General features: G+C 51.9%; 7 protein-coding genes and 1 pseudogene. 5 read left to right on the top strand and 3 right to left on the bottom strand.

Annotation, left to right across the window (positions count from 1 at the left end; translation table 11 throughout):
- The coding region (locus tag JWS10_RS20710; RefSeq protein ID WP_299509798.1) for a GGDEF domain-containing protein at positions 1-356 on the top strand (356 nt) is incomplete at its 5' end.
- 1032 nt (positions 357-1388) lie between these two features.
- Here the strand turns inward: JWS10_RS20710 and JWS10_RS20705 are convergent.
- Positions 1389-1505, bottom strand: a pseudogene (locus JWS10_RS20705) (hypothetical protein); the annotation flags it as partial.
- Positions 1506-1729: 224 nt separating this feature from the next.
- Between JWS10_RS20705 and JWS10_RS20700 the strand changes: the two are divergent.
- From JWS10_RS20700 to JWS10_RS20685, 4 genes are all read left to right on the top strand, one after another.
- A complete protein-coding gene (locus tag JWS10_RS20700; RefSeq protein WP_299509797.1) occupies positions 1730-3571 on the top strand; it encodes a UbiA family prenyltransferase in 1842 nt (613 codons plus the stop codon).
- An 84-nt stretch (positions 3572-3655) separates the two neighbouring features.
- The gene (locus JWS10_RS20695; RefSeq protein ID WP_299509796.1) at positions 3656-4354 is read left to right on the top strand and encodes a cyclopropane-fatty-acyl-phospholipid synthase family protein; all 699 of its coding nucleotides are present in this window, start codon (positions 3656-3658) and stop codon (positions 4352-4354) included.
- A 75-nt stretch (positions 4355-4429) separates the two neighbouring features.
- The gene (locus JWS10_RS20690) at positions 4430-5278 is read left to right on the top strand and encodes a glycosyltransferase family 2 protein (RefSeq protein WP_299509795.1); all 849 of its coding nucleotides are present in this window, start codon (positions 4430-4432) and stop codon (positions 5276-5278) included.
- Positions 5279-7652: 2374 nt separating this feature from the next.
- Entirely contained in the window at positions 7653-7799 is a 147-nt protein-coding gene (locus JWS10_RS20685) for a hypothetical protein (protein WP_299509793.1), read from the top strand.
- Between the two features lie 510 nt (positions 7800-8309).
- Here the strand turns inward: JWS10_RS20685 and JWS10_RS20680 are convergent.
- On the bottom strand, positions 8310-8678 hold the full coding sequence (locus JWS10_RS20680) for a hypothetical protein (protein ID WP_299509791.1): 369 nt from the start codon (positions 8676-8678) through the stop codon (positions 8310-8312).
- Positions 8668-11514, bottom strand: coding sequence for a CheR family methyltransferase (locus tag JWS10_RS20675; RefSeq protein WP_299509789.1), 2847 nt, complete (start codon positions 11512-11514; stop codon positions 8668-8670). The genes JWS10_RS20680 and JWS10_RS20675 overlap by 11 nt, the downstream gene beginning before the upstream one ends.
- Positions 11515-11528 lie beyond the last annotated feature (14 nt).

Raw genomic sequence — 11528 nt, 5'->3', positions numbered from 1 at the left:
ATCCCGCCGGCGATGCCGTCTTGCGAACACTTGTGCAGCGTGGTTTTGGCATGTTGCGCGACAACGATATGCTGGGACGCATCGGTGGCGAAGAATTCGCCGTGCTGCTGCCATCGACAGATGCCATCGGTGCCGCTGAATTGGCCGAACGCCTGCGCACGGCGTTTTTGGACACACCGGTTATGGTGAATGCTAGCCCGCAGCGGGTCACTGCAAGCTTCGGCATTTGCGGTTTAAACGCTGAGCTCGCGGACGTGGACGCCTGGATGGCTGCGGCAGACAAACTGCTTTACGAAGCCAAGGCCGGTGGCCGCAACCAGTGCGTGAGCAATGCCGATCCAAAGATCACTCTGTGACCGGCAAAATCGCCGCGCATGCAGCCTAATGCAAGCGACCTTCACCTCGAGATTCTGCCAAGACTTTTTTTACCTAGAATGGCCTCTGTACAAACGAAGCTGTCGTTCCCAATGCGGCGGTTTGTGAAGCATTGACAAGCTGCGGGAAACGGAGAGCCCGAGCCCTAAGTCACTTTTCGCTTTATGTTGCCGCTCATTCCGAATGTCTTTCCGCCGTTCTCTTGCGGCAGACTGTCCGTGATCTCAAGCCACGGGGTCTTCGATCCGATATGAAAATGCATGGCACCATTCAGTAAAGCGTCTTTATTCAGCGATCCCAAGCGGAATCCAAGTTCAGCTCGATCCTTCTCGTCGTCTTTCCAGATGGGCGTTCCGCAGCACTTGCAAAATAGCGGTGGACGCCGGGACTGGATTCCCAATGCTTCACAGGTGCAGCACAGATGTAAGAATAAAACTGCCACGCGCGATGCCCGCTGTCGTGCCAAGACTTGAGCCAGACTGCTTACCACAGCGCCAACAAAGGCAGTAGGTAATAGGCCCGATCAGCCTATCAGTAATTTTATAAACCACAGATCCGCAAGCGCAGCTACCGTGCAGTTCGTTCATCGTCGATTTCCATGGTCATCTTTAACCTTATAGGAGACGAATTGGGTTGTCTGACAAACCACAGGTTATCTAGACCAGCAGAATTTCGAGAGCCTTCAGAGAATAGCAGCAAGCCCAGTCGGTCCTCCAGACCGGATACCTTAGCGAGAACTCTTCAGCAACGCTTCGCTTCCTTTTAGTTTGCGGACGCAGGTAACTTCCTTTGACCCAGCCGATGTCGACCTGACAACTGCCCGGCTCACTGCCGCCTCTCAAGTGTATAGAGTGATCTCTCCAAGGTGGTCGAACGAGCTAGCAGCTTGTGGAAATATGGCGAAACGGCGCATGGCAGGCATGCCGTCGATCTTTCTTTGACCCAAAGTGCACAAATGAAAGGTGGTTTAGCAATCCGTCGGTTGCGCGCTCTGCGCGATCGCTTCACCGAAGCTATTGAAGGAAAAACACCAGGCCTTCTAGCTCAATGTGCCCCTGACCTTCGCAATACGTGTCGTTGCCCGCGCCGCCACGCAAACTGTCGTCGCCAAGCCCCCCGTTCACAGCGTCATTACCGCGATTCCGCTATATTACTGCTGACCGTGCTCAGTTTTGTTCGTGGATCGCCAATACAGGACTTACTCTGATTACTGCCATTCGGGCGCCCACATGCAATGTCGCCGGCGCTTGCATCCATGCTCGATGTGGGAATTTTCGAGGTTGGCAACCTCCACATTTTCAGGTCTAAGTTGAACTCTCACATTAGTTCAGAACGCACGGGTGTAGTGTTAACGATGAAAATTGGTCCTATTCTTGTTCGGCCGCATGCTTGGTGGAACAACAAAATCCCCCTATCAATTTTTCTTTTCCTACTGTTAATCAACGGACAATCACTTTCGGAAGCGGTGCTCTCGCTTTTCGGACTAATCATTGTCGTTTGCTCTGTCGCCAATTTTGGCTATGCGCTGAATGATATATACGATCAGGACGAAGATCGGCGCGCAGGCAAACCCAATGCAGCTGCGGTGATGGGTACGCGCCGCACTTGGAAAATAGTGATGGCTTCGGCTGCTTTCGCAATAGTGGTTTCCTGCCTTTCCGCTGGTATTTCAGGTTTATTCCTGACCGCCATCGTATTGCTGTTGCCACTCGCGTATTCTGTTCCCCCGTTTCGCATCAAAGAACGATACTTGGCAGGCGTACTTGCTGATGCATTGGCAGCCCACGTATTTCCTGCGATGCTGGCACTCCTCATCTTGTCTCATCAAAAACTTGCCTTCCCCTCCGCGGCGCTTGTCTGTGTGTTGTTCATTTGGGCGCTGGCAACCGGTCTACGCGGTATTCTCACCCACCAGTTCAAAAGCGCCACAAGTGACAGGGCGGCAGGGCTTCTTACCGTTGCGCATCACATCAGTAATCTTCAACTAAAAAATATGATCGTTTTTGGGCTAACCCCCGTTGAAATGCTTGCCATTTCCGCCGCGGTCACGATTGCACCCGTCACACCTTTCGCCATTGTGATGGCTTTTGTATATCTTGCACTTGAGCTGCTCAAAACTTTTCAGAACGAAATCTCGCTGCGCATCTTGAACCATAAGGGCCATCGCTACGTACCGTTTATCAATGAAAGCGGATACAAGGTTTGGGGTCCTCTCGTGCTTGCGCTTGATGCGGCAGTTGCCGATCCGGCATTCCTCACCATTGCATTGCTATTTTCTGTTCTGTATTGGCCGCAACTAAAGCAACAAGCTCGGCATCTTCTGATCAGCTTGGAAAAGTTGGCAACCGACCTTGTTCGGTTTCGTGAGCGCTACCGTATGCACGGCCTAATTGCGCGATCTGGCGTAATTACTGTCTGCGACCACAATTATTTCCCTGGGCTCTTAATGCTCCATCGTTCAGTCCAAGAAAGCGGAGCTTATCCAGTTGCTTGCTATGATATCGGTCTCACAGACGCGCAACGCGCGGAGGCCCTGGGGCTCCGAAACATGCACATTTTGGCGTTACCTAATGATCCCCTAATAAGCGAAATACAGGTCGCTTTGAAGACTGACATCAATGTACAAAAGACAGGCAAACGTGTCTGGCCGCTTTGGATTTGTCCGATCTTGATCAAACATGCGCCGTTTCAAAAGGTGGTATGGCTAGATTGTGACGTCGTGGTGCTCCGGGATCTGCCTAAGCTGTTCGCGACGTTAGATAACCACCCCGTTTTCACAGCGGAAAATTTTGCTCCTGAGAAGACACCGAACAAGCCTGCCCTCTATGAACGCTTGCCAATCGCCAGACGGTTCAGCCCGAATAAACCCGTGATCAATGCCGGAGTTTCGGGGTGGTGCAAGTCCCGTGATAAATTGTTGATTGAGGCCTATATTTATCCGGTTGCGCGAGCAGTATCCGATCCTGAAACCCGCGCATTGATTTCATGGCATGATCAGGGTGCGCTAATCTGGGCGATTCAATATATGGGTAAAGAGGATTGCGTCGAAGCTGGTTATCAGTGGAATAAATCGGCCGCCAATACTTCGTTGATAAATAAGCCGTTGCCCTGGAACAACGCTTTTTTGTCAACTTTGCGGATCGAGCACCCGGACGTCAACATAATGCATTGGAATGGGGCTTCGCCTCCATGGTAGGCCGGTAACATCCCGACCACGCGAAGTACCGTTTCGTCGTCTGAAATTGCTGCATATTACGATAATTGGACAGACCGCTATCGTATGGACTTTGAAGATACACTCCAAGCCGCTCGCCCAACCAGCCGCATCGACCTGAATAGATACCTGATGGAAAGATCTGGATTGCGTGATGGTGATCACATTTTGGATGCGGGTTGCGGCATTTGCGGGCCAAGCATTCATTTCGCTCAAAATCGCAACGTCACAATCGAGGCGGTCACGTTGTCAAGTTATCAGGTATCGGAGGCTCGTAATGCCATTCGAAAGGCTGGCTTGCAGAAGAGAATAAATGTTCAGCAAGGCGACTTTCAGCACTTGCCGTCTCTGTTCAAGAAGTCAAATTTCGACCGAGCTGTATTTCTGGAGTCTTTTTCACATGCCGGTGTTCCTTTGTCGGTACTAACCGGTGCATTCGAATTGCTCAAACCCGGCGGCACCCTTTACATCAAAGATTTTTTTGCCAAAGTGCGCGCTGATCCAAAAGAGCACGCTCGACTGCAAGATGTGATTGCAAAGGTCAACGAGGTCTTTTTTCTCCACACTCCTAGCTTGCAAGAAACGGTTTTGATGCTTGAGCAGACCGGGTTTCAAAGACAATGGATACAGCCGATTCAGTTTGAGCTGGATAATTCTGTGTGGAATAAATTCAATAAAACGCATGGATTTGACCTCTATTCTGGTCAACCTGCAATCGAATGGTGCGACTGGATCGAACTCAATTATCGGAAGCCGATTAACTAGTCTGCTAAAACATGGTTGCGGTGTCTTAACGATAATATGCTCAAAATTTACAAGGAAGTGATCGTGAGACTGGTAATGACCCTGCTTGTTAAAGACGAGATCGACATCATTGAGCACAACCTTTCGTACCATTTCAGCCAAGGCGTAGATCATGCAATTGTCATTGATAATGGCTCCGCGGACGGCACACGTGAGCTACTGGACAAGTTGGAATGCGGTCGATTGACGGTGGTCGATGAGCCCGGCCAGGATTATCAGCAGGGTATTTGGATGACGCGCGCCGCGCACATGGCTCGCAATGATTTCGGCGCCGATTGGGTGCTGAACAATGATGCGGATGAATTTTGGGTACCGCGTATGGGCAACCTGAAAGCTGTCATCGAAAGGACGCAAGCTGACATTTTGTACTGCCGACGCACAAACTTGATTTTTCCTTGGGATACATCAGACGACACGCCGTGGGTAGAACGATGCGTGTTCAGTGTCCAGACGCCAATTTCAATCCCGCGCCTGAGCAACCCTTTGACAGACCCGCTGCCATGTCCGTATTTTTATCTTGCTTTACCTGATAAAGTGCTAACGTCCACGCAAGGATTGGTCGAAATATCCCAGGGTAATCATAGCGCAAAATATGACCGCCCAATCCGAGAAGAAACGGCAGAAATCGACGTCCTGCATTTTCCTGTTCGCTCAAAAAAACAGTTCCGCTCGAAGATTCGCAACGGAGGCCGTGCGTATGCTCGCAATTCCGAGCTAACCAAAGGTATCGGGTGGCATATTCGGCGTCAATTTCAGTTTATTCAAGAGCATGGCCTAAATGCGGCAATAGCGGATGCATTGCCCAATGTATCCGCGTTAGAAAAAGACCTAAAAAGCGGCATCGTTGTTGAACATCTTTTTCTGAAAGAACAGCTACGAATGTAATGGCTCGCCTGGTTTCTGAGATAGCGTATCGCGTTAGTCATCGATGTAACAATGGCTTTGATGTGCGCAGCGGCACTTATATGGTCGGCGACGAAAAATTCAAATAAAAGTACCCTTTTAACCCGGAGGCCACTTCTTTCGAGACTCGCCACGGCTATCGGAGCACCCCCGCAGGCCGCTCCGCTTGATGAGATGCCAACGGGGCGAGTTGGGCCTTCGGGGTTGCAGGGAAATTCACGGATGGGCCAATAACAGGGGAGACTGTGATTTAGTAATGGCTGAAACTGATTGCCGCACAAACAACTTTGGATTTCTATCGCAGCGGTGCCTCTGCCCGGATCAATTTGCTTCTTCGGCGTCGCGGGCATTGTGGTGGCTTGTTTTGGGAATAGGAAATCCAATCTGGCCTAGCTAACACCCCCAAGTGAAATTGAGCGCAAATCAGCGCTTCCCAACATTTACCTTTCTCAGTACGCTCGCTGATAGGAAGGCGTTGCCGACCCTACAAATGTCAACAACCTCGCGGCTTCCCAACCTTTCGCCATTGCCTTTAACTTTGGCAGCGACGAATAAGGCCAGTCTTAAACTTTCAGGGCGCCGGGATTGTAGAAAAGCAGCAGCCCTCGCGCATTGCGAACTTCGAGGCGTTCTCGGAAAGCCCGCCGCACCAAGCGTTTTCTAGCAAGCAATGTGCGCTTGGCCCGCCATATGCGCCGCGTCACCCTTACCAATATTCGATACGGCATAGCAAATCCCGCCCATCAACAACTTCGGGTTGAGCTTGATATTGAATTGTGCCGAAAATGAGGAGGAGGCTGATCGCCACATTTGATGGCTACCGCTAGCATTTCCCTAGCAGACCCGACAACACTCAAACCGATTGCGGAACCGATATACTCCAACATTTTGAGGTGTTTACGGCCATCAGATGGCTAGGACGCGCTCTTTATTCCTCCTCCGTTCAACGTAAAGATTTAATTTCCGCTTTGCATGGCGAAGGCAAGGTTAGCATATGGGAACCATTCAGACATTGATGGGTTATAGCCTGCAAGCACGTTTCGCTTGTAAGTTGCACTCGCAATTTTTGCTGGTCTTTCGTAGTGAAAAATCTGTTTTACCCAGCATCCTCTCAGAGGGACATCAGGGAAGCTGGAACGTTTCCTCCTACTCAACGATGCGGGCTACCCAAGCCATGCGCCAGCTTTTGCAGGTCAGAATTCTGGCAGCCGCATTGGCAAGCTGTTCCCGGCTGCGCATTCACCTGTAATGTAAAAGACGGCGAAACCAACGATGACCTACGCGTTCTGGCTTTCAATCAGAACGTCGAAGTCGAGGCGGTCCATCCCGAGGCGTTGCCTGTCATATTCACCGCGCCCGCCGAATGGCAAAGTTGACTTGTTGCACCGTGGGAAGTCGCGTAACCGCCGCAGCGTCCACTACCCGATGAAGTCTAGCACGCGCTTATGGCAGGTATCAAAAACGCTGCATTTGGTCGCATCTGATTGGATTTCAACATGCGAAGAGAACGGAGCTATTATGCTATCTTTACGACAGTCGCATTTTCGTCGCAGACCTTCGAGTTAAGCGAAGGTTACCGGCACGAAGTGCCAAGTCTTCCAGCCCGCAATATGCCGAATTCGAATTTTCTCAGACCGACTCGGTTCAGATAAGAGAAGTGCCCTGACCAAAAAAGCGAGTTTTATATGGTCGGAACGAGAGTTCGTGCCGGTAACGGTAAACCCATGCTTCCAATTCTAAGCCAATGTTCACGCGCCGCGTGAGAAATTAACTTGGACGTAGCGCCTAGACCTAGGCATTCGCCCAGGTTCCGACTGGGAGCCTCGGCGATGCGGACCGAGGCCCTGGGCAACTGAGCCTCGGTGCTCCGCTGGGCAGAACAAGCCTAAAGTCCGCTAATTCAGCCGTCCAATATCAGCGTGGGGAAAACGAGATTGCTGTACGAAGTTCTGCCAGGTCTTTGAAGCGGACGATACGAGTGCAATCCTTTGAAATTCACGATTGAACAATATCAGAGCGGTGATGTGGTCGACACAATTATAGATTGCAATCCAGAGGCGATTCTCGTAAAGGTTGTAACGTAGTATGTTGCGCCGTGCTTCTAGGTTAGAGTTAAAGGTCGCGTCGGCTCCTACCACAAATCCTACGCGGCCTTTTTCTTGGCCCCGCGCTGCTCCAACCTGCTCCGATTAGCAGAGCGCCGATGTCGATCGCCCCCAGTCGCATCCCTAGGTCGCGGCGCTGTCACGTCCGCGAAGTGACACGGAACCTCTGACGGCCATGCTACGCCCAGAGTCGCGCCGTGCGGAAACATATTCGGAACGAAGGGAGATATCGTCGCCTTCAGGACCATTTATTGCGCACCTCGTTGCGCCGTGGCCAATCCGTCACAACGGTCGGCAAGGTTTTGGGCCATGTGACGTGCCATGACGCAAAGGCCCTCTCTGGCCCGGTTATCAGGCGCATCAAGGGCGGCATCAGCCAAGATTGCGATATGTCGTAAACATCTACAAATAAACAGGTTCCCCACTATCTTAATCTATAAGATAAAACAAAAAATGCGACTTTGCACGATGTCGATTAACTAGCTAACGTCTGTTGCCGCAGGCGCATCAGGCTGTGTCAAGCGGCTCACAAATTTGATCCGATGGACGTTCTTTATCATGCCGCATTTCGAAGTATTGTTTTTCGCAGCGATCCTCGCTGCGGTAAGATAGGGCAACTGTCCCGCATGCTGCGGACGTCGCTCCAGTGATCGACGTGTCGGTTGCACTATCGAGACGGAACTGATCCAGCTGGGGGCGGTAAATGGCCTCTGTCCCACTTGCGCAATTTGTTGAGGCACGGATAGCCAAACCATCCCGAATGATATGCTGAGTTTGTTCGGACAGTGTCGCCACAAGCTTGGATGCTCAGAAAAGGCGTCAAATAGGATGCAGCTATCGGTCAGGCACAAACGACCTCGCGATGAACGACGGATCGCAGCAGCGCCACGACATAGGTTCCGCTTTGCCTAATTTTTCGCGAATAGTTTTTCCAAAGCTTCATTTATTGCGCGTGCATTATAAGGTTTTGTTATCGTCGCTCCCCGTATGCCCATTTTTTCCAGTTCGTCTGATTTATACCCTGATGCGATAATGGTCGGAATGCCTCTGGCCGCAAACGCTTCAACAACGGGGCGAGCGGATTCGCCGCCTAAGTTTGCGTCGACGATCGCGGCGTCTGGAAGGACTTCCAGCATTTCCAACAATGAAATTGCCTGTGCCACTCTTGCAGACAACCCTATTACTACGTGTCCAAGGTCCTCAACAAGCGCTTCGAGATCCATTGAGATCAGCGCTTCGTCTTCGACGAGAAACAAAGACAGGTTGTTATGTGTCACCCTCAGTCACCCTACCTTCAGCGGGAAATTCAATAGCGCAGTGTACGCCAGAGATGTTGTATAGAACGTTCACCGTTCCGCCGAGTTCTCGCGCCACTCCCCTCAGCAAACGCGCACCGAAACCTTTGCGTGTCGGCGGATCAACTGCTGGCCCTCCGCTTTCGTTCCAATAAAAATGGAACTTGCACTCATCGCCCTCCCCATCAAAAAACCAGCGAAGCGATACCTGGCCTTCAGAGGACGAAAGTGCGCCATATTTAAGGGCGTTGGTGGCGAGTTCGTGCAGCGCCATGCCAAACGAGATCGTGGCGTTCGGTGATAGCCGCGCTGGCGGACCCGACATCTCAAACGTTTGTTCGTTTTCAACAGCAAAGTTTTGCAAAGTAGCGAGAGTAAGTTCCCGAAGATCAGAACCGCGCCAATGATCAAGCGTCAACAGATTATGTGCTCGCGCCAGTGCTTCGATACGTTGGCTGAAAGCCTCGACAAACATCTCTGGTTGATCAGTGGATTGCAGGGTCTGACGACCAATCGACTGAACGACCGCCAACATATTTTTAACACGGTGATTGAGCTCGCCGACCATCAATTCGCGTTCGTCCGCATGACGTTTCCGTTGGCTGACATCTTGGAAAACGATCGCCACCCGATTTTCGTCGACGCGAGATGCGCAAACTTCAAGCCACAAGTTTACTGTTTCATCCCATAACTCTGATCTTTGACTGTCGCCTGTCTGAAAAACCTGATCAGCGAGCTCATACCAATCAGCTTTCGCTGACGCATCACTTGGCCTCAGTATTTTCCCGGTGAGTTCAGCCTTCAGAAGACGCCGCGCCGCGGGGTTGGCATCCCCAATCTGGATAGCTTCACGACTGCCATCTGCGCGTCTCACAGCCTCAGTCAAAATATAGCCTTCGTCCATTGCTTCAAAAAGACTGCGGTATCGCTCTTCGCTTTTACGCAGCAAATCCTCAGCCTTTTTGCGCGCACTGATGTCGACGAAGCTGAGCACGACACCCTCAATGCGGTCATCCATCGTGCGATAGGGTCGCAAACGCATCATCAACCAGCCGTTATTGCGCGTAGGAACTTCGGCCTCGATTGGCGCGAGATCACGCAGAACCCGCGCCGCATCCTGCTCGACGCCATCATAAAGCAGCTTATGGGTGAAGTCCGAGATCGGTCGCCCGACATCGCTGTCGGTCACACTGAACAGTTGCTCCACCGATGGCGTTAACATTTTGATCCGCAACTTCGCATCCAAAAACAACGTGCCAATTTCTGTCGCATTGATGAGGTTCTGTAGATCGCTATGGGCAGACGCGATAGCATCCAGTTTGAGCTTCATCTCAGTGTTGACGGTGGTAAGCTCTTCATTGATCGACTGAAGCTCTTCCTTGCTGGTTTCCAGCTCCTCCGCAGTGGAGCGGTATTCCTCATTTATCGACTGAAGTTCTTCGTTTGCCACCCGCAGTTCCTGCATCGCGCTTTCGTGTTCACGGCGGCTTGCGCTCAGATGCTCCTGCGTCGCGCGAAGTTCCTCCTCAACGCGATGCAAGTGGTCCATGTCAGGCGACGGGCCTGTAGATGCGGACGCTGTCTGCGTCGCAGGTCCGATGTCCATAAAAAACACAAGCGCCTGCGGCGCGCTGCGATCATCGGCTGCATGACTTGAGACGTGCATGACAATCCGCCGCGCTCCGTCATCAGTCGCGACGGCCACCGGCAGAGTCAAGCTGGGCTTCTTCGCATTAAGCGCGCGGTGCAATGCGCGGCGCAATTCCGCCCGCAGTTCTGGCCGCACAATATCGGGCAAAAAAAGGCTCAGCGGCCCCTCGGGCGGTTGAATAAAGCTTCCAGCGCTTTTCGACAGGTTCAAGATGCGCTGTTCTTCGTCAACCAGTACGCTGGGAGGTGCGCTTTCTTCCAGAGCAAGTTTATGAACGACGGGAGCTGGGATGTGCGGTCGCTCCGGCCCATCTTGTGTGAAACGCGGCAAAGGGGCATGCGGCTGATGATCTTTCGGTAATTGCATCAGCATCTCGGCTCTGCCCGTGAGCCTTGGTTTGGCCATATAAACCCGGGCTTCACGATCGCATGGTGTGAAATATTCGGGACGCACGTCGATGCTCTCTGCCGATCCGAGAAACAAATAACCGGATGGCTTCAAAGCGTAATGAAACAACCACAGCAATTGTCGCTGCATGTCACGTTCCAGATATATCATCAGGTTGCGGCAGGTGATTAGATCAACATGCATGAACGGCGGGTCTTTGAGGGCGCTGTGACTGGCAAACAGCACCATATCGCGCACCTCCTTGCGAATGCGGTAATGCGATCCGTCGTCCACAAAGAAACGTCGCAAGCGCATTTCGGATACATGCGCTTCAATGGATTTTGGATAACGCCCCTCGCGCGCGGTGGCCAGGGCGCCTCCGTCAAGGTCGGTCGCGAATATCTGGACAGAAGGAAGTATTCGACGTTTCTCAGCTTCTTCCAGTATCAGAATGGCAAGACTGTAGGCTTCCTCGCCGGTTGCACAGCCCACCGACCATATACGCAGCTTACTATCCGCCGCCAAATTGTCGAAAAGCGGGACTAAGGTCTCCTTCGTCAGTGCTTCAAAGGCCGAGGCATCCCGAAAAAAAGCTGTGACCGAAATCAACAAATCACCAAACAAATCCTGCGCCTCTTCAGGGTTTTCACGCAGAAAATCGGCGTATTCACTCAAGCTACCCATCCGCGTGACCTGCATACGGCGCGCCACCCTGCGCAGAACTGTTGCGCGCTTATAGGACGAGAAATCGTGGCCGGTCCGCGAATGAAGAAAACCCATTATGCGGCGCAAAT

The organism is Cypionkella sp. (assembly GCF_028290025.1).
Classification (GTDB): Bacteria; Pseudomonadota; Alphaproteobacteria; order Rhodobacterales; family Rhodobacteraceae; genus Cypionkella.
The sequence above is the reverse complement of the archived record's forward strand: the minus strand, read 5'-3'. Positions and strand labels throughout refer to the sequence as shown.

What these genes read in the sequence shown, in the direction of transcription:
- JWS10_RS20700 (WP_299509797.1), top strand. Translation starts at nt 1,730, where the DNA reads ATGAAAATTGGTCCTATTCTTGTTCGGCCGCATGCTTGGTGGAACAAC.
- JWS10_RS20695 (WP_299509796.1), top strand. Translation starts at nt 3,656, where the DNA reads ATGGACTTTGAAGATACACTCCAAGCCGCTCGCCCAACCAGCCGCATC.
- JWS10_RS20690 (WP_299509795.1), top strand. Translation starts at nt 4,430, where the DNA reads ATGACCCTGCTTGTTAAAGACGAGATCGACATCATTGAGCACAACCTT.
- JWS10_RS20675 (WP_299509789.1), bottom strand. Translation starts at nt 11,514, where the DNA reads ATGGGTTTTCTTCATTCGCGGACCGGCCACGATTTCTCGTCCTATAAG.